This is a genomic window from Silvibacterium dinghuense, from assembly GCF_004123295.1.
GTDB lineage: Bacteria > Acidobacteriota > Terriglobia > Terriglobales > Acidobacteriaceae > Silvibacterium > Silvibacterium dinghuense.
Genome location: NZ_SDMK01000001.1, coordinates 576,466 through 599,505 on the forward strand (window position 1 = coordinate 576,466; position 23,040 = coordinate 599,505).

The 23,040-nt window shown below is 60.8% G+C and carries 17 protein-coding genes and 1 riboswitch; of the genes, 13 read left to right on the forward strand and 4 right to left on the reverse strand.

Translation table 11 applies throughout. The annotated features are described in order from the left end of the window. Positions 1–29: 29 nt before the first annotated feature. Together ESZ00_RS02180 and ESZ00_RS02185 are read right to left on the reverse strand one after the other, a co-directional pair. Entirely contained in the window at positions 30–1,499 is a 1,470-nt protein-coding gene (locus ESZ00_RS02180) for a circularly permuted type 2 ATP-grasp protein (RefSeq protein ID WP_129206562.1), read from the reverse strand. A 231-nt stretch (positions 1,500–1,730) separates the two neighbouring features. After that, positions 1,731–2,714, reverse strand: coding sequence for a phospholipase C/P1 nuclease family protein (locus ESZ00_RS02185; protein WP_129206563.1), 984 nt, complete (start codon positions 2,712–2,714; stop codon positions 1,731–1,733). Positions 2,715–2,861: 147 nt separating this feature from the next. Between ESZ00_RS02185 and ESZ00_RS02190 the strand changes: the two genes are divergently transcribed. Beyond that, positions 2,862–3,923, forward strand: a complete 1,062-nt coding sequence (locus tag ESZ00_RS02190) for a 1,9-bis(guanidino)-5-aza-nonane synthase (RefSeq protein WP_129206564.1) — start codon at positions 2,862–2,864, stop codon at positions 3,921–3,923. A 528-nt stretch (positions 3,924–4,451) separates the two neighbouring features. Here ESZ00_RS02190 and ESZ00_RS19980 read toward each other — a convergent pair. Further along, positions 4,452–4,754, reverse strand: coding sequence for a hypothetical protein (locus ESZ00_RS19980; protein WP_164981303.1), 303 nt, complete (start codon positions 4,752–4,754; stop codon positions 4,452–4,454). Between ESZ00_RS19980 and ESZ00_RS02195 the strand changes: the two genes are divergently transcribed. The 12 genes from ESZ00_RS02195 (at position 4,662) to ESZ00_RS02250 (ending at position 22,466) form a co-directional block, all read left to right on the forward strand. After that, positions 4,662–7,970, forward strand: coding sequence for a PAS domain S-box protein (locus tag ESZ00_RS02195; protein ID WP_268235272.1), 3,309 nt, complete (start codon positions 4,662–4,664; stop codon positions 7,968–7,970). The two genes, ESZ00_RS19980 and ESZ00_RS02195, sit on opposite strands and share 93 nt — an antisense overlap. A gap of 18 nt (positions 7,971–7,988) precedes the next feature. Then, entirely contained in the window at positions 7,989–8,369 is a 381-nt protein-coding gene (locus ESZ00_RS02200; RefSeq protein WP_129206566.1) for a response regulator, read from the forward strand. Between the two features lie 16 nt (positions 8,370–8,385). Beyond that, entirely contained in the window at positions 8,386–8,727 is a 342-nt protein-coding gene (locus ESZ00_RS02205; RefSeq protein ID WP_129206567.1) for an Hpt domain-containing protein, read from the forward strand. A 28-nt stretch (positions 8,728–8,755) separates the two neighbouring features. Then, positions 8,756–8,958, forward strand: a riboswitch (cobalamin riboswitch). A 141-nt stretch (positions 8,959–9,099) separates the two neighbouring features. Beyond that, positions 9,100–11,385: a 5-methyltetrahydropteroyltriglutamate--homocysteine S-methyltransferase gene (gene metE, locus ESZ00_RS02210; protein ID WP_129206568.1), complete on the forward strand. Its 2,286-nt coding sequence runs from the start codon at positions 9,100–9,102 to the stop codon at positions 11,383–11,385. Positions 11,386–11,718: 333 nt separating this feature from the next. Continuing rightward, the gene (locus tag ESZ00_RS02215) at positions 11,719–12,942 is read left to right on the forward strand and encodes a TlpA disulfide reductase family protein (RefSeq protein ID WP_164981305.1); all 1,224 of its coding nucleotides are present in this window, start codon (positions 11,719–11,721) and stop codon (positions 12,940–12,942) included. Positions 12,943–13,122: 180 nt separating this feature from the next. Then, complete coding sequence (locus ESZ00_RS02220) at positions 13,123–14,922, forward strand: sensor histidine kinase (RefSeq protein ID WP_129206570.1); 1,800 nt, start codon at positions 13,123–13,125, stop codon at positions 14,920–14,922. Continuing rightward, positions 14,919–16,109 (forward strand): universal stress protein, encoded by a 1,191-nt coding sequence (locus tag ESZ00_RS02225; RefSeq protein ID WP_129206571.1) that lies wholly within the window; start codon positions 14,919–14,921, stop codon positions 16,107–16,109. Before ESZ00_RS02220 ends, ESZ00_RS02225 begins: the two co-directional genes overlap by 4 nt. Positions 16,110–16,260: 151 nt before the next feature. After that, entirely contained in the window at positions 16,261–17,286 is a 1,026-nt protein-coding gene (locus tag ESZ00_RS02230; RefSeq protein WP_229740895.1) for an acyltransferase family protein, read from the forward strand. Positions 17,287–17,461: 175 nt separating this feature from the next. Next, positions 17,462–17,701 carry an acyl carrier protein gene (locus ESZ00_RS02235; RefSeq protein ID WP_129206573.1) on the forward strand — a complete coding sequence of 80 codons (240 nt, stop codon included), beginning with the start codon at positions 17,462–17,464 and terminating at the stop codon, positions 17,699–17,701. Positions 17,702–17,826: 125 nt separating this feature from the next. Then, positions 17,827–19,758, forward strand: a complete 1,932-nt coding sequence (locus tag ESZ00_RS02240; RefSeq protein WP_129206574.1) for an HAD-IIIC family phosphatase — start codon at positions 17,827–17,829, stop codon at positions 19,756–19,758. Continuing rightward, the gene (locus ESZ00_RS02245) at positions 19,755–21,026 is read left to right on the forward strand and encodes an SGNH/GDSL hydrolase family protein (protein WP_129206575.1); all 1,272 of its coding nucleotides are present in this window, start codon (positions 19,755–19,757) and stop codon (positions 21,024–21,026) included. Before ESZ00_RS02240 ends, ESZ00_RS02245 begins: the two co-directional genes overlap by 4 nt. 3 nt (positions 21,027–21,029) lie before the next feature. Continuing rightward, positions 21,030–22,466 (forward strand): MBOAT family O-acyltransferase, encoded by a 1,437-nt coding sequence (locus tag ESZ00_RS02250; protein WP_129206576.1) that lies wholly within the window; start codon positions 21,030–21,032, stop codon positions 22,464–22,466. A gap of 69 nt (positions 22,467–22,535) precedes the next feature. Here ESZ00_RS02250 and ESZ00_RS02255 read toward each other — a convergent pair whose 3' ends face one another. Then, positions 22,536–22,955 carry a hypothetical protein gene (locus tag ESZ00_RS02255; RefSeq protein WP_229740896.1) on the reverse strand — a complete coding sequence of 140 codons (420 nt, stop codon included), beginning with the start codon at positions 22,953–22,955 and terminating at the stop codon, positions 22,536–22,538. Between the last annotated feature and the right edge of the window lie 85 nt (positions 22,956–23,040).

Sequence of the window (23,040 nt, forward strand, 5' to 3'; positions counted from 1 at the left end):
AATGCAAAACCCGTTCCACTGAAAGCCTTCTAGCTGAGCACCCACGTATCCTTGCTGCCGCCGCCCTGCGAAGAGTTCACGACAAGAGAGCCCTTGCGCAGAGCGACACGCGTGAGTCCTCCGGGCACGATGGTGACTTTATCTCCATAGAGGATGTAGGGGCGCAGATCGACGTGCCGCGGCTCGATGCTGCCATCTTCCAGCAGACAGGGCGAGCGGGAGAAGTCGAGCGTGGGCTGCGCGATATAGTTGCGCGGATTGGCCTCGATGCGCCGTTTGAATTCTTCACGATCCGATGCCGAACTTTGCGGCCCGATCAGCATGCCGTAACCACCCGACTCGCCAACCGCCTTCACCACCAGCTTGTCGAGATTTGCAAGCGCATGCTGGCGCTGCGACTTCTCCGTCATCAGGTAGGTTTCAACGTTGTTGAGAATCGGGTCTTCATCCAGGTAATAACGGATGATCGCCGGCACATAGGCATAGAGCGCTTTGTCATCGGCAACGCCGGTACCGAAGGCGTTCGCGAGTGTTACGTTGCCAGCGCGATAAGCATTGAAGAGGCCGGCTGCGCCAAGGATCGAGTCCGGACGGAAGGCCAGCGGGTCGATGAAGTCATCGTCCACGCGGCGATAGATCACATCCACGCGCTTGAGCCCGGCGGTCGTGCGCATGTACACAATGTTGTCGTGGATCACGAGGTCGCGGCCTTCGACCAGTTCGATGCCCATCTGTCGTGCGAGATAGGTGTGTTCGAAGTAGGCCGAGTTATAGACACCCGGTGTGAGCAGCACGATCGTCGGCTCCGGCCGACCTTCGGGCGCGATGGAGCGCAGCGTGCTCAGGAGTGCCTGCGTGTAGTGCTCGATAGGGCGCACGCCATAGCTGCGGAAGAGCCGCGGCAGGGTGCGCTTCATGATGCGCCGGTTGGTGAGCATGTAGCTCACACCGCTGGGCACACGCAGGTTGTCTTCGAGCACGACAAACTCGCCCGAGTTCAGTCGCAGCAGATCTGTGCCAGCCACGGCTACATATACGTTGCGCGGCACCTGCAGCCCGCGCATCTGGCGGCGAAAGTGCTGACAGCTGTAAACCACCTCGCGCGGGATTACGCCCTGCGCCAGGATCTTGCCCTCGTGATAGACGTCGTGGAGAAAGAGGTTCAGCGCGGTGATGCGCTGCGTCAGGCCACGCTCGATCCGGTCCCAGTCTTCGCCCGTTACCAGGCGCGGAACCAGATCGTAGGGGAAGATGCGCTCCGTGCCCTCTTCCCGTCCATAGACCGTGAAGGTGATGCCCTGCATCAGGAAGGACACATCTGCCGATTGCTTCCGGCGCTTCAGTTCTTCAGGAGGCAGGGACGCAAGTACGGCGAGCAAGGCCTCGTAATGCGGGCGAATTTCGCCTTCCGGCGTAAACATCTCATCGAAGGCACCATCCAGAAAGTATTCGCGAAGCAGCGGACTGTCGAACTTACATCGAGACTGCGTCTGGGTCATCGGCTCCTTTCGGCACTGCGCGTTTCCCTGCCTTGGATGCATCTTAGGCCGTCAGTATGCGCGGAAGGAGCTTCGATGCAAAGACTTATTCCCCCGATAAAGGCTTCTTATACCCACATCTATGCCGAGGCCGTATCGGGACAATGAGAAGCGCTCCCACGCGGGAGCAAAAATGCGGAGACGCCGATAAAGCATCTCCGCATCGCAAGCATCGTATCGAATGCCCTACTGTTACATCCCCTTAGGCTTTGCCGGAGATGGCTCTGCCGGATGCCACTCTGGTACAGGCTGCGCGCTCTCGATCCAAGCCGAGTCGATCAGGTCACGCAGCATGCTGGCGCCGGCGGCGAGCCGCTCGGCCGTAAATTGTTTTGCCTCCGGCGTACCTGCGCCGTCGAAGCCATGATCCTTGTCGAGCTGATAGACCTTTTCAATGAACGTGCCGGTGCGATGCAGGTAGTCGAGATAGGCGTCCCATTCATCGCTGACCGGATGCACGGGAGTGATCAGCGGCTTTACGTCTTCCGGCTTGATGTTGGCGCCGACAAAGACGCTCTCGAACTGCCCGTGGATCTTGTGATCGGTGGTGTAGCCGTTGGGATTTTCCTTCTCCACCCAGCCGTTGTAGTCGCGCGTCACGTGCAGCGGCATCGAGCCATCGCCGACATAGTGGCCGAGCCAGCCGGCATAGTAGAGGATCGCCGCTTCCACGGGCTTCGTGTCTTCGTGTTTCGCACTCAGGTCGCGATAGGCACGCATCGCGGCCTTGAGACGCTCCCACACTTCATTCGTGATGTAAGGCTGAAAGCCGACCTTGTCCGGTTCCAGCTGACGGGCCATATCCGGGTGCGTGATCTCGGCCGCCGTCAGCGCAGCGATGTAATCATAGCGGCGGCGAGGCAGCTTGCCGATTACCTCGGCATACTCCAGATCGATGAAGTGGTCGGGCGCCTGCGCGGCATTGAGCTCGGGCTCGGCCGGCGAGCGCCATCGGTCCGGCTCCGGTCCGAGATATTCGATCTCGTTGATGGCTTCCGGCGTTTTCAGAAAGGCGGGCACATCATCCGGCAGGCTTTCCGCGGCCAGCCGATTGATCATTTTGTGCCCCACATCGCCCCATCCGAAGGAGAGCGGCACAGCCACGAGCGGCAGGAGCGACAAAGTGGCCACACGAAGCAGCCGCGAACGAAAACGGACAGAAGCAAAGCGGTTCATCCGGCGAGTATAACCATCCTCTTTCACAACGGCGATGAAACCAGGAAACGGGGCTGTCCGGAGACGCACCGCCGCAATCTGCGGCTCACGTGAAATTCATCAAAAACCCTTAGATTTACTGGCAAAGGTTGATATTCTGGAGTGGCTATGCCTACGAAACAGGAACTTCTCACCGACCCTATTCAGCACATCGACATCAAGCAGCACAATGTCGTGGCCCTCGTCGACGCCATGGAGCACATGGCCTTCAGCTCGCGTGACCTGAACCGCGCTGCTTCGATCTACGAGCGGATGCTGCGCGATAAGGAATGCGGCGTCATCCTCTGTCTCGCCGGTTCTCTGATCTCCGCCGGCCTCAAGCAGATTTTCATCGATCTGATCCGCAACAACATGGTGGACGCGATCGTTTCGACCGGCGCCAACATCGTCGACCAGGACTTCTTCGAAGCCCTCGGCTTCAAGCACTGGATCGCCAGCGACCTGCTCAAGCAGGGCACCGAAGACGGCGTGCTGCGCGAGCTGATGATCGACCGCATCTACGACACGCTCATCGACGAAGAAGAGCTGCGCATCTGCGACGACACCACGCTGAAGATCGCCGACTCGCTCGACCCGCGTCCCTACAGCTCGCGCGAGTTCATCCGCGCCATGGGCGCCTACCTTGAGAAGGAAGGCAAGACCCCGGAAAAGGGCGGCGTCGATTCGATCGTCTACGCGGCCTACCAGTACGATGTGCCGATCTTCTGCCCGGCGTTCAGCGACTGCTCGGCCGGCTTCGGCCTGGTCGCCCATCAGCACGCCCGTGGTGACAAGCCCAAGGTTTCGCTGGATTCGGCCAAGGATTTCTACGAGATCACCCAGCTGAAGATCGCCAACCCGACCACCGGCCTGCTGATGATCGGCGGCGGCGTGCCCAAGAACTTCGCGCAGGACATCGTGGTGGCCGCCGACATCCTCGGCCAGGATGCCCCGATGCACAAGTACGCCATCCAGATCACGGTGGCCGACGTCCGCGACGGCGCGCTCTCCTCGAGCACCCTCAAGGAAGCCAGCTCGTGGGGCAAGGTCGACACCACCTTCGAGCAGATGGTCTACAGCGAAGCCACCCTGGCTCTGCCGCTGGTCACCGGCTATGCCTACCACAAGAACGCACACGCCGAGCGTCCGACCCGCCGCTGGGCTCGCCTGCTCGAGCCGGTTACCGCGTAACTGAACCGGTCACTGCAGAAGCAGAACCGCCCGCCACCACGGCGGGCGGTTTTCTTTGTGACACTTACGGGCTAACCCTATACCGGAAGCGGCTCGCTGGAGCGAATTTCCCTGAAAAAATGGCTTTTCCTCTCGCCGGTCGTATTTTCCATGGAGTAATATCTGCAACTGGATTTGTCTCCCCCCGCGCAGATCCCTGCATTTTCTGCTTTGGAGTTGGCTGTGTGGCTCACAGTTGAGGTTCTTGCTGCGTTGTATGTCGCTACGTTTGTCTGGTTTTGGTCTCTTTGCCGCTCCTCGGCACGGCGCGAAACCGCTTTTACGGGCCAATCCCGGCCGACAGCCAAGCTCATTCCCTTCGAGCGCGGACTGGAGCTGGAGCCTCGCCGCAGATCGCGCGCCTAGAACCTGTTCTTGACACCGGAATCTGCTCTCCTCTCGAAAGATTCGGCCGAAGACTCAGAGGCGGGACTACCTCGTTGGGTAACTCGACGGCATCCGCGTCATTTCCGTCTGGACACCTTACAATTACCTAGGTAATCCTAGTCTGGAGTTACTTCTCAGCGGCAACCGCTCATGGCCGAATTCCGCGTCAGTCGCCTTCACATCCCCCTCTTCGCCGCGGCACTTCTGCTCTCTGTCGGCGGAGCCCTTCTTCTGTTCAGCGCGGATATATCTCAGCTTTTGCGTGGCCCGGTTCTGCCACGCCTGCTTATCCTCTGGAGCGTCGCCCAGATTTTGTTCGTCGCAGCGGCACTGGCCAGTTTCCGGGCAGCCCGCCATCAGCGCGAATCCGAGGGGCAGCTGCAACAGATTTCCCAGCTCCAGCAAAGCATCCTGGATTCCGCCGGGCCCATGATCATGGCCACCGATCTGGACGGCATGATCCTCATCTTCAATCCGGCTGCCGAACGCATGCTGGGGTATACCGAGTCGGAGGTGTGTCTCCGGCTCAACATTGAAGAACTGTTTCTGGACGGAGAACTGGAACGCGTAGGCCGGCGCATCGCCTCGCGCCCCCAGCTTCCCGCCCTGCAGCGCGGGGCCAGTGCAGCCCTGCCGGAATCCCTGATGGCCCGCTTCATCCACTATGTTTCCGGCTCCCCTGCCAGCCGCGTGCGCGGCATCGAGATGCAATATCGCCGCAAGGACGGCAGTACCTTCCCGGCGATGGTCTATCTGGGGGCGGTGCGCAGTGCTACGGCCCAGGTGACCGGCCTGGTGTGCGTGTCGATGGATCTTTCTTCGACCAAGCGCGCCGAGCAGGCACTGCGGGAGAGCGAAGACCGCTATCGTGATCTCTTCGACAATTCGCAGGAGATGATCGCCACGCTGAGCCCGCGCGGACGCTATCTCTACGTCAACCCTGCATGGCAGGCTCTGTTCGGCATCAATTCCGAGGGCTTCCAGAGCTTCATCAGCTTCGAGTCGCCCTTCCCTGTCGTCGCCCAGGCAGAGGCAGCGGCTCTCTTTCGCCGCGCGCTTAAGGGCGAGAATGTGGAAGGCGAACTGCTGAAGCTGCTGGATACGGAAGGGCGCCCCGTCGAAGCTGCCGCGAGCCTCAGCTGCCGCTACAGCGAAGGCCGACCGGTTGCCGTGCGCTGCATCTTCCGCGATGTGACACAACAGAACCTCCGCGAACGCCGGCTGCGCATGCAGCTGCAGATCAACCAGATGATCGGAGAGTCGACGACTGCGGAAGAAGCCTTCCCCAAGGTGCTCGGCGCGCTGTGCGCAAGCCTCTCCTGCGATCTCGCCAATCTATGGGTTGTGGATGAAAGCAGCGATCTCATCCGCTTCCAGTTCGGGTGGTCGACACCGGGCCACATCTATGATGAGTTTCAAAGAGAAACCCGCTTCCGCGTCTTCAGCCGCGGACAAGGGCTCCCGGGCATCGTCTGGAATGCCGGAGCGCCGCGCTGGATTGAAGAATTGCGCGATGAGCGCGCCTTCGAACGGCGCTTCGCAGCCCGTATCGAAGGGCTGCAGACCGGCTGGGCCGTGCCTGTTCGCGCCGTCAATCAGGTCATCGCCGTCGTCGAGTTCTTCAGCCGCCAGCGTCAGCGCGAGGATGCCGAGACGATGGCCTCTGTCGAAACCGTCTGCGCCTCGCTGGGACAATTCATGGCCCGCTTCTCCCAGGAACGGCGCGTACAGGAGCTGAATCGCCAGAAGGAGTTCATCCTGAACTCGGTGGCCGACGGCATCTTTGGCATCAACTCGGAGAACGGCGTCGACTTCGTCAATCCTGCGGCAGCCGAGATGCTCTCGGCCGACACCGAAGACCTAGCCGGGCAGCCCCTGCATGCTCTGCTTCACCAGGAAGGCAACTGCAACCAGACCTGCGTGCTGCAAAGGGCGCTGCACATCCATGAGGCCTCCAGCGGTCAGGATGTCTTCTACCGCGCCGATGGTTCGAACTTCCCCGTGGAGTTTGCGCTCACGCCGATGATCGAGCGCGGTGTCGTCGTCGGCAGCGTGCTCAGCTTCCGCGACATCAGCCAGCGCTATGCGCTCGACCGCATGAAGGACGAATTCATCTCCACGGTGAGCCACGAACTGCGCACGCCGCTTACCTCCATTCGCGGCGCGCTGGGCCTGCTCTCCCATGGCTTACTGAACGAGGTCAACGACAAGGCGGCAAACCTGCTGCGTATTGCGGTTTCAAACTCCGACAGACTGGTGCGCCTCATCAATGACATCCTCGATCTCGAGCGCATGCAATCCGGCCGCGCCCCTCTCGCCTTGCGGCCATGCGCGGTACACGAACTCGCCCGCCAGGTCGCCGACTCCATGCAGCCCGTGGCTGACAGTGCCGGCGTCACATTGAGCGTCGAAGCCGAGCCGATCTCGATCGAAGCTGATCCCGACCGGCTGAACCAGGTGCTGACCAACCTGCTGAGCAACGCCATCAAGTTCTCATCCAGAAACTCCCGTGTACGCATTGTTGTTGGCTCGGCTTCCGAGGGACTGGCGCTCAGTGTTATCGACGAAGGGCGCGGCATTCCCGCAGATAAGCTGGAAAGCATCTTCGACCGCTTCCACCAGGTCGATGCATCGGATTCACGGCAGAAGGGAGGCACCGGTCTCGGTCTGGCCATCTGCCGCACCATCGTCGAACAACACGGCGGCCGCATCTGGGCAGAGCAAAACAGCGGAACAGGATCGACCTTCCGCATCGTGCTTCCTGCCGCGCTTGCCGACAGCGGACCTGCGCTCATGCATCCCGCACCCGCCTCTTCCGAGGCCGTTACGCTGCTGATCTGCGAGCCCGATGCGGAGGTTCGCCGCACCATTGCCGAGCCGCTGCGCCGTCACCGCTACCGCATCTACGAAGCGGAGAACAGGGAGCAGACGATGCAACTTGCCCATCGCTTCCCGCTCTCCGCCATCCTGCTCGGCCTCTCGCATCAGCCGCATAACGGCTTCGAAACCATGGAAGCCCTCAAGAGCGATGCTGAAACCGCCACCATCCCCATCGTGGTTCTCAGCCTGCTTTCCCTTACGGATAAACCCCTCGCGGCTCGCACTGCGGACTCCTGGCTGCAGCGCCCGGTCGAAGAGGCCTCGCTGCTCGCCGAATTAAGGAGAGTGCTCAAAAACACGCAGAACAGTACCTCCGTTCTTCTGGTGGAAGATGATGAAGACCTGGCGAAGGTGATGACGACCACCCTCGAGCGCGCCGGTTTCTCTATCCGGCATGCAGCCACGGTAGGCCGAGCCATCGCGCTCTGCGAACAGAGTGCACCGGACCTCATCATTCTCGACCTGGCGCTGCCTGATGGCCACGGCCTGGAGTTGGTGCGCTGGCTCCGTCTCCATCCCCTGATGCGCCGGCTGCCGCTGGTGGTATATTCTGCGCGAGAAGTACCCGCTGAAGAGCAGACAGAACTGCGCCTGGGACAAACAGAGTTTCTCACCAAGGCGAAAGTGCAACCACAGGAAGTGGAAGAGCTGGTGGTCGCCATGCTTCACGACTCCGGCCGCGATGCCATGACCATGGAGCTTCCCTTCTCGAATGAGACCGCCGAAACGGCGGAACAATAAAAGATCAGAGCAACGACCATGTCCAGGCGCATTCTCATCATCGATGACGACGACGATATCCGCGAGGTAGCCGGCCTCACGCTCGAGATGATCGGAGGCTGGACCGTGCTGACGGCCAACTCGGGAAGCAATGGCATTGAGCGCGCCCGCCAGGAAAAACCGGATGCCATCCTGCTCGACGTGATGATGCCCGGCATGGATGGACCGACAACATTCCAGGAGATGCAGAAGATTCCCGAGATCGCGCAGATCCCGGTTATTCTGCTCACCGCGAAGGTCCAGGGAGCGGATCAGAAGCGTTTCGCTTCGCTCGGCGTCGCGGCCATCCTGCTCAAGCCTTTCGATCCGATGACGCTCGTCCAGCAGATATCCGACGCGCTTGGGTGGAGCGCGGAATGAACACCGTGAGTCCGCGATGACGGACCCGACAGCGCAAGAAAAAATAGCACAGGCGCTGCGAGGGATCTGGATCAGCAGCCGCGCGACGCTCGAAGAGCGCATCTCCGTGCTGACGCAGGCCGGGCAGGCACTCGCCGCCGGCACTTTGGATGATTCCCTGCGCCAGCAGGCGGAATCCGCCGCGCACAAACTGGCCGGAGTGCTGGGCACTTTTGGCATGCCGCGCGGCAGCGCACTGGCATCGCAACTCGAGCAGGCTCTCGGCAACGAGAAGTCGAACGATAGGCACGCCGAAGTACAGCAGTGGCTCGTTGAATTGCGCGAAGAGATGGCCGCGCAGGACCGGCGCTGCGCCTGACCTTCTCCGAACGATGACACACAACCCTGTACACTGGTTTTGAGCAGGTCAGGGCTCTTTGCGAGCTCTGCGAAATGGGAAGCCGGTGTGAATCCGGCACTGTCCCGCAGCGGTATGGGGAACGAAACGTGGCACGGCGAAGAGCCAACGCACTGTCCTTTCACGGATGGGAAGCGGCCATGGAGTAGGCGGCCCTCAAGTCCGAACACCAGCCTGCCGCCACCACCACGGAGGCGCTGGTAGCTGACCGTGGGTGCGCTTGAGGTTTGCCGTTCTCGTGGACTGGACCGGCCGCCACTGCTCATGCCTGCGTCTTCGCGCAGGTAAAGCCTGCGCACGGGTGGTTCTTTCGCAACAGGAGAGAACCGACACATGCATTCTGCGACACCCTTATCTTCCGTTTCCGTCACCACCGCGAATCTGGGCTTTCCACGCATCGGCCGCCATCGCGAACTCAAGGCCGCACTGGAAAAATTCTGGACCGGCGCCATCGATGCAGAGCAGCTTCTCCAGACCGCAGGCTCACTGCGCCACGAGCACTGGCGCGTGCAACGCAAAGCCGGCATCGACGTCATTCCGACAAACGACTTCTCGCTTTACGACCAGGTACTTGATGCGCTGGTCCTGATTGGAGCAACGCCCGAGCGCTTCGGCAGCGGCGAAGTCACGCTCGAGCGCTATTTCGCGACGGCCCGCAACAGCTCCACGCAACCCGTGATGGAGATGACCAAGTGGTTTGACACGAACTATCACTACCTCGTACCCGAGTGGTCCGAAGGTCTCGCGTTTACGCCGAACACACGGCGGCTGCTCGCCGAAATAGCCGAAGCCCGCGCGCTGGGCATCGATCCCCGGCCCGTGCTGCTCGGCCCTGTCACGCTGCTTGCTCTCGGCAAGGGCGTCAACGGCTTCGATCCGCTGCAGCTGGTCGATCGCATCACCACTGTGTATCTCTCCATCCTCGATACACTCGCGGCCAACAATGTTTCCTGGGTCCAGATCGATGAGCCGCTGCTGATCACCGATCTCACTCCCACACTTGCCGAGGCTTATCGCAGCATCTACGCACGGTTGAGCAAGAGCCCGGTACGCCTGATGCTCACCACCTACTTCGGTGCGCTGGGCGATAATCTCCCCCTGGCCGTCAGCCTCGGCACCGCGGGGCTGCACATCGATCTGGTACGCGCACCCGAACAACTCCAGACGGTGCTCAACGCGCTGCATCCGGAACAGACACTCAGTCTCGGCTGCATCGACGGCCGCAACATCTGGCTCACCGATCTTTCGGCTGCTCGTTTGCAGATCGATGAGGCCGTCCGCGTCCTCGGCAAGGAGCGGGTCATCGCGGCACCGTCCTGCTCGCTGCTGCATGTGCCGCATGATCTGCGCGAGGAGACGGCTCTGCCGCCGCGCCTACTTCGCTGGCTGCGCTTTGCCGAGGAGAAGCTCCGCGACCTCTCCGCGCTGGCTCGCAACGAAACTTCGGTCCTCACGCAGAATCAAGCCGATCTTGCCGACCGCAAAGAAGCCGAGAGCACGACCAACGCCACGGTCCGCACTGCGCTCGCATCGCTTGGCGAGGCAGACTTCACGCGCCGTTCACCGTATCCTGCGCGAGCCGGAGCCCAGCGCAAACAACTGGGTCTGCCGCTCGTGCCCACCACGACCATCGGCTCCTTCCCGCAATCGGCCGAAGTGAGAAAGCATCGCGCCGCGTGGCGAAAGGGTATCGAGAGCACAGGTCAGTATGAGTCCTTCCTGCGCGAAGCCATTGCGGACTGCATTCGCGAGCAGGAGCGCATTGGTCTCGATGTGCTGGTACACGGCGAGTTCGAGCGCAATGACATGGTCGAGCACTTTGCCGAGTTCCTCGAAGGCTTCGCCTTCACCCGCAACGGCTGGGTGCAGAGCTACGGCTCGCGCTGCGTCAAACCGCCGGTGATCTACGGCGATGTCTCGCGCCCGCAACCCATGACAGTACGCTGGACCGAGTATGCGCGCTCACTCACCGAACGACCGATCAAGGGCATGCTCACCGGCCCCATCACCATCCTGCAGTGGTCGTTTGTCCGTGATGACATTCCCCGCAGCCAGACCACCTGGCAGATTGCGCTTGCCCTGCGCGAGGAGATTCTCGATCTCGAACGCGCCGGCATCCGCATCATCCAGGTGGACGAGCCTGCGCTGCGCGAGGGCCTGCCGCTGCGTCACGCCGACTGGGCAACGTATCTTGACTGGGCAGTGAAGGCCTTCCGCCTGGCCACCAGCGCGGTCGAAGACGCAACGCAGATCCATACGCACATGTGCTACTGCGAGTTCGAGGACATCCTACCCTCGATCGCCGCGCTCGATGCGGATGTGATCTCAATGGAAGCGGCGCGGTCGAAGATGGAGCTGCTGCAGGCCTTCCGCGAGCAGAGGTATCCGAACGAAATCGGCCCCGGCGTCTATGACATTCACTCCCCACGCGTGCCTTCGCGCGACGAGATGCGCTCGCTGCTCGAAAAGGCACTCGAGGTCATCGAGCCGGAAAAACTGTGGAGCAATCCTGACTGCGGCCTCAAAACCCGCGGCTGGAAAGAAGTATCGGCTGCACTCGAAGCGATGTGCGCAGCGACCAGAGACGTGCGCAAGCATCTCGCCGCAACGACAGACTGAAAACCATGGCGCGAAGGAGAACGTCTTCCTTCGCGCCATGTTCTCATGCCGTTTCTCTCTTCCTTTTGATACGTCCTCGCCAGCTTAGGCCCTATACTGAATGCATGGTTTCCGCGCCAACGCATCGCTGTTGTTGTCGTCCTTCAGCCTGTCGCTGATCGACTGACCCGGCGTCGTTCTCTTCGCGCACCCTTTTCCTCTTTATTTCCGGAGCTTCCGGGCTTTTCGTACGCGGGCCGCTTCTTTCCCCAGGCCGCAGCCTGTCTCAGGATTGTTCTTCAGGCTGATCCGCACGCGAAATGCCGGCGTTCCATCTCAGAAAGGATTTCCATCGTGCCTTCTCCGCAGAAGTTCTACGCATGGCCACTCGCCGGCATCCTCGCGCTTGCCGGAGCCACCGCTCTTGCCCAGTCACCGGCCACCAGCATCGACGGCACCTGGTCCGGAACGGCCCAGTACAACGGTCAGCAGGTTCCCCTGCGCTTCGAAGTCCACGGCAGCGGCACGCAGGTGCAAGCCGCGCTGCTCAACGGTAAGCAGCGTTCCGCATCTTCAAGCGGCAGCTACTCGGACGGTCATCTCGTACTACAGTTCGACTACTACGCGAACACCCTCGATGCCACCCTGCAGAGCGGAACGCTTACCGGCACCTTCTCCGGCCGCGGGCGCAGTATCGCTTTCACCGCGGAAAAAAATGCAAAGCCTGAGTCGCCATCGCCGGCCCCGGCCCCTATCGGCGGCGACTGGGAGGTCGAGGTCAAGAGCGCCAAGAGCGAGTCGGCGTGGACGCTCCACGTCAAGCAGTCAGGACCAAACGTGGAGGCCGTGATCCAGCGCATCGATGGCGATACCGGCAGCCTCTATGGCGTATGGCGCAACGGCCAGTATGAAATCAGCCACTTCACCGCCGCCGGCCCCTCCTATGCGGTATTGCGCCCACAGGCCGATGGCACGCTCCAGCTCACCGTTCCATCGCATGGTGGAGCCTCGCAGACCTGGACCGCGCGCCGTCCGCAGCAGGCGCGCGCTGCGGGGCTGGCCACCCCCGACGATCCGCTGCAGCACACCCGGCTTCACAACCCATCGCAACCGCTGACCTTCTCTGCGAAAGATCTCAACGGCAAGACCGTTTCCAGCACCGATCCTGCATTTAAAAGCAAGGTCGTGATCGTATCCATCGGCGGAAGCTGGTGCCCGAACTGCCACGACGAAGCGCCGCTGCTCGAATCGCTCTATCGCAAGTACCATGCACGCGGCCTGGATGTGGTCGAGCTTAGCTTCGAAGAAGAGAAGCAGCTTGCCAACCCGACGCGCCTGCGCGCCATGATCCAGCGCTATGGCCTCAGCTATCAGGTGCTGCTGGCCGGCACGCCTGACCAGCTCAACGAGAAGCTTCCCGGTGTCGATCATCTCGACAGCTGGCCGACAACCTTCTTCATCGGGCGTGACGGCCAGGTAAAAGCCATCCACACCGGCTTTTCCGGGCCTGCAACCGGTGAGGCACACCACGACCTGGAAAAAGAAACAGATGCGTTGGTGAAGAAGCTGCTTTCCTGAGGAAAACGCGCCGGAGAGCACCCGCTCCCGGCGCGTTCCTCATTCCGGATTCCATCCTGATCCGGAATGAATCCGGACCAGGGCCTCCCGCCGCCCAACCAATACTTGCATTGCAACCCGGGCGCCAATAGCCTGAAGGCATCTGTCTTTCCGGAAAGGCTTTTACCACACCCGCAACCGATGCTCACCCTGTATCAAAGGCTGCTCCTGGGATGCCTGCTGCTCGTCGCCCTTGTTACTGGCGTGAGCATGCTTGTGCGTGCCTCTTTTGTGACCATCGCCTCGCTGGACGCGGATGTTCACACCGCCGACCGGGCTCTGGCAGCCTTCTCTTCGGTTCGCGCTGCCCTGGCCCGTGAGGAGCTCTCTGCTGCACGCGCGGAGACTGATCCCGCACCGCAGCGCTACCAGGACCTGATCGCACAGATTCATAACACCGAGCAGGTCTTCACTGCCGCCATCCCCACCGTCGCCGCCTTCGATCCGCATGTCCCCCTCGAACGCCTCCACGCCGAGCACACGAATCTCACACACCGGGATCATGAAGGTATCCGCCACATCGCGCCGGAGCTCGAAAAACTCAGTGGCGAGGTTTTCATCGCTTTCGACGCCCTCCGCTCGCATCACGACGCCTTCGTCGGCGGTCTCGAGCATCGCCAGGATATGCTCCGCGCGCGGCTTATCAGCGCCTGCGGCGCCAGCATTGCCACCGCCCTGCTCATTACGGCCACCATGGTTGTGTTCATCATCACACCCATCCGGAAGACAGCAAAGGCCGCACGCCGCATCGGACAGGGCGACCTGCAGCACCGTATTGAATGGCGCCAGAAGGATGACCTGGGCATTATCGCCACCGAACTCAACAAATTCGCCGTGCGCCTCCGCGACCTGCGCGAAACCGAGTCCGGACGCCTGCAGATGGAACATCAGCTCTCCGATGCCGTCGTCCAGTCCATCTTCGAGCCGGTTATCGTCACTGACGCCAAAGGCCATGTTCTGAAGCTCAACCAGGCCTCCATGGAGCTGCTGGAGGGCGCACCCTCGGACCGCATGCTGCTGACGAACACTCCCGGCGGCGAAAAAATCCTTTCCGCCGTCCGCCGGGCTGTCACCATGCAGCGCGCTTCCACCACCGAAGGCGAAGCCGCCGTGCTACCCCTGCGCATTGGCCGCGCCCAGCGCAGCTATCGCCTGCGCACCACGCCCATGCGCGACAGCGAAGGCCGTCTGCTCGGCGCCGTTACGGTTCTCGAAGATATCACCGAGATGCAGGAGGTCGACCGCTTCAAGACGCGCTTCCTCACCGTCGCCTCGCAGAAGCTCCGCGACCCGCTGCACCGTCTCCGCATGTCGCTCTATGCTCTGGCCCAGGGATATGCCGGAGAGCTCCGCCCACTGCAGCGCGATCTCATCACCAGCGCTCAGGATGAATCCGAACAGCTCGAAGACCTGATGGCCGATCTGATCGAAGTCGGCGAGCTCGAAACCGGACGCCGCCAGATGAAGCTCGACCGCCTGCGCCCGGTTGACATCCTGCAGGAATCGGCAGCCCGGCATCGCGCCGAGGCGCGCCAGAAGAAAATCGACCTCGAAGTGCAGGCTTTTGCCGACCTTGCTTACGTCGAAGCCGATCGCCGCGCCATGCGTTCTATCCTCGATAACCTCGTCCTCAATGCGCTGCGCTATACCTCCGAAGGCGGCGTCATCCAGCTCTCGGCCACGGAGATCAAGGACGGCGTGCAGTTCTTTGTCCGTGACAGCGGCCGCGGTATCGAGGCTGAGCGCCTGCCTACCATCTTCGGCCGTTTCTCCCAGGACTCCTCCGGTACCGGCCTTGGCCTCGCGCTGGTTCGCCGGCTCGTCGAATCCATGAGCGGCCAGGTCTCGGTGGAGAGCAAGCTCGGCCATGGCACGACCTTCAGCTTTACGCTGCCCACGGCAAACCAACTCGCCAGCCGTCACACGGTGGAGGTGGGATGATCGAGCCCCAGCCTGTTAACCCGCTCCCTGAAGATCCGGCTCAGCACGAAGTCCTCGCCAGCGCACCCGATCTCCGTCCTCCGGCTGAAGCTGTACCCGAACCAGCGAAACTCCGCGTCTATCTTGGAGCCGCACCCGGCGTCGGCAAGACCTACCGCATGCTCGAGCATGCGCATCAGCTGCATAAAAGCGGCGTCGATGTCGTCATCGGTGTCGTGGAGACGCATGGCCGCGCCGAAACAGCCGCGCTGCTCGACGGGCTCGAGATCATTCCTCAGAAGGATATCCAGTATCGCGCCGTCACCCTGCGCGAGATGGATCTCGACGGAATCCTCGCCCGCAAGCCGCAGTTCTGCGTCGTCGACGAGCTGGCCCACTCGAACGTCCCCGGCTCACGCCATCGCAAGCGCTACGAAGATGTCCTGGAATTGCTCGATGCAGGCATCAACGTGATGACCGCGGTCAACATTCAGCATCTCGAAACACTGAATGACGCCGTCTCCCGCTCCGCCAGCACACAAATTCGCGAAACCGTTCCGGACAGCTTCCTCAAGCGCGCCGATGAGGTCGTCAACGTAGACATCACCGTCGACGAGCTTCGCTCCCGCCTGCGTGACGGAAAGATCTATGCCCCGGAAAAGGTCGAGCAGGCGCTTGCCAATTTCTTCCGCAAGGGCAATCTCAACATGCTCCGCGAGCTCGCCCTGCGCACCACCGCCGAGCAGGTGAGCTCCGCCGCAGCTGAATACCGCCGCACCCAGGGACTCGAACAGGCGCCCATCCCCGAGAAGGTGATGGTCTGCCTCACCTCGCGTCCCGGCGCCGAGCGGCTGCTTCGCGTCGGAGCCCGCATCGCCGGTCGCCTCGCCACCAACTGGTACGCGGTTTACGTCGACACACCGAGTAAGGATCTCCGCAACAAGAACCCCGAGGGCTTTGCCCGCCTCGAAGAGGCGGAGCGCATGGCTCGCGAGCTTGGCGCGCATGTCGTCAACCTCAAAGGCAAGAGCGTGGCCGATACCCTCATCGACTTCGCCCGCCAGGAAAACATCTCGCACGTCGTCTTCGGCCAGTCCGCACGTTCCCGCTTCGAGATCCTCTTCCGCGGCTCGGTCCTCAATCGCTTCCTTGCCGAAATGCGCGAAACGACCGTGCAGGTCGTTCCTTTCCAGCGGGTAAAAAAGTAAGTGTGACGGTGACAGATCGCCTGACTCCGTGGCATGAGCAGCAAACCTATCCCAATCGCCGGAAGTTCTCTTCATGCCAGACGAGAGTGTGTTGGAATCAGAAATAGCCATAAAAACCTCAGCGAAAGGCGGCGAGAAGCCGCATTTTGCTGTGCTCGACGGATTGCGCGGCGTCGCGGCGATCTGCGTCGTGATCTTCCACTTCATGGAAATGGTGATCTGGAACTACAGCAAGCTGTGGATCGGCCACGGATTCCTGGCGGTGGACTTCTTCTTCTGCCTCTCCGGTTTCGTGATGGGCTACGCGTATGACGGCCGCATCGGAGCAATGGGGCTGGGTAAATTCCTGAAAACCCGCCTGATCCGGCTACATCCGATGGTGATCTTCGGAACGCTGCTGGGCCTGATCGCCTTCTATGCCAATCCATATGGGGCTACTCCCGGTTATGGCCCGGGCAAAGTTGCTCTGATGACTCTGCTCGGACTCTTGATGATTCCCTTCGGCGTAATGAAGGAGAGATCTCATAACCTGTTCAGCCTGAATGCGCCGGCATGGTCGCTGTTCTGGGAGTATGTGGCGAACCTGCTCTTCGGTATCGGGCTATATCGCATGAAGCGCAGTGTGCTGGCTGTACTGACGCTGGCGGCTGCTGTGATGCTGTGCTGGACAGGACATCACGCAGGCAATCTCCCGGGCGGATGGAGCTCGCGGAACTTCTGGGATGGAGGCGCGCGCGTGGCCTTCTCGTTCCTGGCAGGGCTGCTCGTGTACCGGATGGGATGGCGGCTTCGTACCCGCCTGGGCTTCGGATCGCTGAGCGTATTGCTGATCCTGGCGTTTGTCATGCCCTACGCCAAGGGCGGATGGGTGCGGGAGGTGGCAGTGATCGCCATCTACTTCCCGCTGCTCCTGGCACTGGGCGCAGGCGCAAAGATTTCACCGCGGGCAGAAAAGCTCTGCCGCCTGTCCGGGAATCTCTCCTATCCGCTGTACATGACGCACTACTCCATCATCTGGATATGGGGCGACTACGCCGAAAAGCACAATCTGGCCGCGGGAGGATTGGGACTGCCCGTCACCTTCGGCGTACTGCTGATGACAGCCATTGCAACGATCGTAATGCTGGCCTACGACGAACCGGTGCGAGCATATCTACGCAGAAGATTCCTGCGGTAACCGCTCCTACCGATATCTATGCATCCGCCTGTAAACTGCTGCAGGAGAACGGCAGACGTTCTGCTATTCTGAGCAGGATTTGGACAGGCCAGTGAATACCTTCTGCCCTGATAGCAGCGCCAGACCATGCAACTCTGCCGCTGAGCAGCAACTCGATTGAGGAGAAAATTTTCGGATGGACGCAGCCGAAATTTATTCGCGCCTGACACCAATTTTTCAGGACATTTTCGACGATGACTCGATTGTGCCGACCGCCGAGATGACAGCGAAGGACGTCGACGAATGGGACAGCCTGAGCCACATCCGCATGATCCTCGCCGTGGAAAAAGAATTTTCGCTCAAGTTTTCAACGACGGAAGTCGGTCACCTGGAGAAGGTGGGCGATCTGGTTTCCCTGATTCAGTCGCGCGCTTAAGTCGCCCCCAGGAAGCGCGTTTCCGCATTCCAGCATTTCAATCTTCTGCCACCTCTCCCCCAGGTCAGGCAATTTTCGGGACGCAAGCGAAAGAGACTTCGCCCCGTCCCTCGGGAGATAGGTAGATGAAGTCTCTCTATACCGAACTGCAATGGCTGCCGGCGGTGCCTGCTGACTTCGCAGCGCGCATCAAAGCTGCAGGTGCGTCCGAACAGCCTCTGGGCCGCGAACTGCAGGCGCTCGCCAACCATGCGCTGGACCTCGATCAGTCCATCCGCCTGGCAAAGGCGATCCAGAAAGCCCGGACCGCGGGCCATCCGCTCGATGGCCTTACGCCGTTCCGCCTGGCCGTGCTCAGCAATGCCACAATCGACTTTATCGTGCCGGCACTGGTGGCCGCGGCAGCGCGTCATGGCATCGCGCTCGAAGTGATCCAGCCCTCGTATGACCAGGTGGCTCAGGAAGCCTTCACGCCGGACTCGAAGGTCAACAGCGCGAAGCCTGATGCCGTGCTCTTCGCCATCGACTACCGCGCTGTGCCGCTCAAGCCTGTTTTTGGTGACGCAGAAGCTGCGGCACAGAATGTTCAAGGTGTCATTGCCTACCTGAAGTCGCTGCAGGCCGCGATCAAGGCCAACTCCGGTGCGACATGCATCTTCCAGACCTTCGCACCACCCGCCGAATCCATCTTCGGCAGCCTGGATCGCGCACTGCCTGGATCGATCAAGAACCAGCTGAACGCGATCAACGCACAGATCGGTGAATTCTGCCTGGAAACGGGCGATGTGCTCTTCGATGTGGATGGCCTTGCACAGACAGTAGGTATCGCCGACTGGCATGACGTGCGCATGTGGAACATGGGCAAGTTCGCCTTTTCACCCGACCTTATTCCTCTCTATGCAGATCACGTAGCGCGCCTGGTCGCGGCGCTGCGCGGTAAGAGCCGCCGCTGCCTGATCCTCGACCTCGATAACACGGTGTGGGGCGGCATCATCGGCGACGACGGCCTTGAAGGCATCAAGATTGCACAAGGCGATGCAGTCGGCGAAGCGCACCTTGCCGTGCAGAAGCTGGCGCTCGATCTGCGCGCTCGCGGCATCGTGCTGGCCGTCTGCTCGAAGAACGAAGACGAGATTGCCCGCACGCCCTTCCAGAGCCATCCCGAGATGCTGCTCAGGCTCAATCATATCGCCGTCTTCCACGCCAACTGGAACGACAAGGCCACCAATATCAAGGCCATTGCCGAAGAGCTCTCGCTCGGCATCGATGCCATGGTTTTTCTGGATGACAATCCGGTCGAGCGCGGCCTGGTCCGCAAGCTGCTGCCGTCCGTCGCCGTGCCGGAACTGCCGGAGGATGCGGCGCTCTATGCCCGCACTCTTACCGCCGCCGGTTATTTCGAAGCCGTGGCCTTTGCTTCAGAAGACCTGAAGCGTGCCGGCTACTACCAGGACAATGCGCGCCGCGTGCAGTTGCAGAAGCAGGTAGAAGGCGTGGACGCCTATCTCGCATCGCTGGATATGACCATCACCTTCCAGCCCTTCAATGCTCCGGGACGTGCACGCATCGCACAGCTGATCAACAAGTCCAACCAGTTCAACCTGACCACGCGCCGCTACACCGAGACTGACGTCCAGTCCTTCGAGGATGATCCAAGCACCTTCACGCTGCAGGTGCGGCTTGCCGATACCTTCGGCGATAACGGCATGATCAGCGTGATTATCTGTAAGCCGGGGAGCGATGCCACATGGGAGATCGACACCTGGCTGATGAGCTGTCGCGTGCTCGGCCGCAAGGTGGAGAACATGGTGCTCGCCGAGATTCTGGAACATGCGCGGAGGGCAGGAATCACGCGCCTGACCGGCACATTCCTCCCTACCGAGCGCAATAAGCTGGTGATCCAGCATTACGCGAAACTCGGATTCGCACAAGTCTCGGAAGATGCGTCCGGCAGGACGGAGTGGGCACTCGATGTCGCCGGTGCACAGCCAGACACAGCGCCTATGCGCGTGATCTCGCAGGGCTTTACTCCTCTGAAAGAGAACACGGTGGTATGAGCACTGCAGAACAGAATAGTTCTCAACAGACAACCCCCAACCCCTCCGCAGAACGAAGACTACCGCTGCGCGATTGGGTCCTGCTTCCGTTTCTCAGCGTGCTGACGATCGCACTGCTGGCCGGCTCTACCGAGTGGTTTGCGCGTCACCACTTTTCGGAATCGAAGACCTCGACACTGACCTGTCTGAACGTAAGCGATCCGCAGTTCGGAGTCAGCGCGCACCCGAACACGGTGTGCAGCCAGAAGATGCGGGAGAGTGAGCTTGTCGAATTCCGCTTCAACAATTGCGGTCTCCGCACGAATCACCCCTGCACGCCTGCGCCCGAAGGCACGTATCGCATTGCCCTGCTCGGATCGTCGCTGGCCGAAGGGATGTGGGTGCCGCAGCCTGAGACCTTCGCGGCTCTTCTGCCCGACAAGCTCTCAACGATGACCGGCCGTAAGGTCGATCTCTACAACCTTGCCATGCAGTGGGAGACACCGCGCAACGCAGCCTCGCGCATCGACCAGACAATCGCCGCCAAACCTGACCTTGTCATATGGCAGCTCGGTCCCTTCGATGTCGATAACGCGACGCTCAAGCTCCCTTACATTCCCGGCAAGCAGGTGGCCGATGATGGCACCGCGCCCCAGGCTCCGACAGAAGCCACACCCACAGGGTTTGTACAGCGCATCCGCGCGGCAGCGCAAAGGCACGGCTCTCTCGATGGCCTGCTGAGCGCGGCATGGTCGCGCATCAGCGAACCGCTCAACGAAACAGCTACGGTATTTCTGGTCAAACACTATCTCTACAAGAGTCAGAGCCAGTTCCTCAGGCAGTATCTGGCGAACAGCCCCAGCTCCGGCTTTCTGCATAAGCAGACCCCTCCGGAGATTCAGACGCAGCTAGGTCATCTCAACGGCTATCTCGATGAGGTAGCAACGCGCCTGAAAGCCGCAAATATTCCCCTGATGATCGTCTTTCTGCCCAATCGCCCGCAGGCCGACATGGTGGCATCCGGATCATGGCCAGCGACGGATGATCCGTATCATCTCGAAGATGAGGTCCGGCAGATGGCTCTCGCGCATGGCGCGAAGTTTGTCGAAGTCCTGCATGATTTCCAGGGCATCTCAAATCCGGATCGCCTCTATTTTCCCGTGGACGGCCATCTGACGCCCGCAGGACAAGGCGTGATTGCCGACCTGCTTGCGAAGAAGCTGACGAATGGAGTTATTCCTGAGTTACGCGTTGCTCCATCCGCCTCTGGCGCACAGGGGGACAAATAAGCGATGGAAAGCGCATCGTTTCAATTCGTAGCCTTCGGGCTTGCCGTCGCCCTCGTCGCCAATTTCAGCCGCTCGGCAAAATGGCGATCGGCCATACTGCTGCTGGCAAGCCTCTTCTTCGTGTGGACACTGACACCGCGTCCTGCGCAGGCGCTGCCCTTCGCCGGCTTTCTTGCTATCGGCTATCTTGCTCTCATCCTGGTCAACCGCGGATTCAAGCGGCTGGTCTCGTGGAGCGTCATCGCGCTTGTCATCGCCTACATCTGGCTGAAGAAATACACATTCCTCCCCAACGCGACCTTTCTCACCGTTCCCTACATCACGGTCGGGCTCTCCTATGTTTTCTTCCGCGTGCTGCATCTCGTCATCGAGGCGGGAGACCAGGAAGCAGGCATACACGTGGGGCCGCTCCAATACCTGACCTACACGCTCAATTTCACCACCTTCGTCTCTGGCCCTATCCAGCGCTACGACCAGTTCCAGCAGAACTTCGCCGGTGACAAGCTTCTTGAGATCGACACCGCCGTGTTCGGCGAGCAGATGGAACGGATCGTGCGCGGGCTCTTCAAGGTCAACGTGCTGGCCACGCTTCTCGATGCGCAGCGCGTCGATATTCTGGTGCGGCTGGGGCAGCCGGACGCGATGATCCACAAAGCAGGCTGGGCCTTTCTGTTGATCGTCGTATATCCGTTCTTCCTTTACTGCAATTTCTCCGGATACATCGACATCGTGATTGCGATGGCGCGGCTCATGCGCATCCGGCTGCCTGAAAATTTTGATCGCCCCTTCTCGGCAACCTCGTTCCTCGACTTCTGGAATCGCTGGCACATCACCCTGTCCATGTGGCTGAAGACCTACGTCTACAACCCGCTGCTCATTACCCTGATGCGCCGGTTTACGTCCGTCTCCATCCAGCCATTTCTCGGCGTTCTCTGCTTCTTCGTGACCTTCTTCCTGATCGGTGTCTGGCATGGCCGGACTTCGGAGTTTGCCCTCTTCGGTGTATTGCAGGGCGGCGGGGTGGCCATCAACAAGCTGTGGCAGATCTTTCTGGCCAAGCGCCTCGGACGCAAGCCATACAAGGCCCTGGCCGAGAATGCGGTCTACAGGATCTTTGCCCGCGGCCTCACCTTTACCTGGTTTGCTTTCACACTCTTCTGGTTCTGGGCCGACTGGGGCAAGCTTGACCGCATTGCCTCCTCGCTTTCCGTTGCGGCGTGGCTGGCTGTGTGGCCTGCGGTCTGGATTGCGGCATCACTGGTTCTGGCGGCGTATCAGGCCGTCCGCGCCCGCGCACTGGCCGTGCAAACCGCGCAAGGACCAGTGCTCACCAGCCGCTATGTGCGTGTCGCATGGGCCAGCGCACTGGCCTTTATCACTTTCCTGATCTACGCACTGCTGGCCCAGCCTGCTCCGGATATCGTCTACAAAGCGTTCTGACAATCATCCAGAAACAGCAACGGCGCGGCCGGATTCACTCCGGGCGCGCCGTTTTATCTGGGCACTCACTCAGCGAACGTACGTGTAGATCCCACAAAGGTTCGTTGCATTCGCCATTGCATCGGGCGTGAAGGCCGGCGCTGATTCGCCGGAGAAGAACGCCACCTGCAGCATGTTCCCATCCACGTAGGTCACCATCCATTTGGTGTCGTCGCTGCCGCACAGCGTGTTCTTGTGCAGAAACTTCTTCGTCGCAGGAATGCTCATGCCGTAGAGGTGCGCACGCTTCGTACCTGCGCTGTCCGTATCGAAGACCGTGCTTACTTCAGCTGGCGTCAGGGTCTTGGCCTGCGCGATGTTGTAGCTCGAGAGGTTGATCAGCAGGTTGGTTTCACCGATGCCAATGTCCCCCGTGATGTCGTGCGCCGTCTTGCTCGACGCACGCCAGTATCCCAGTTCCTGTGCCATCACCGGCACCGAACATGTCATCAGCAAACCCGCTGCAATCCCGACCAATGTTTCCCGCTTCATCCTTTAAGCATGCCATCCGGACGAGGCTCTCAGCAATTCCTGT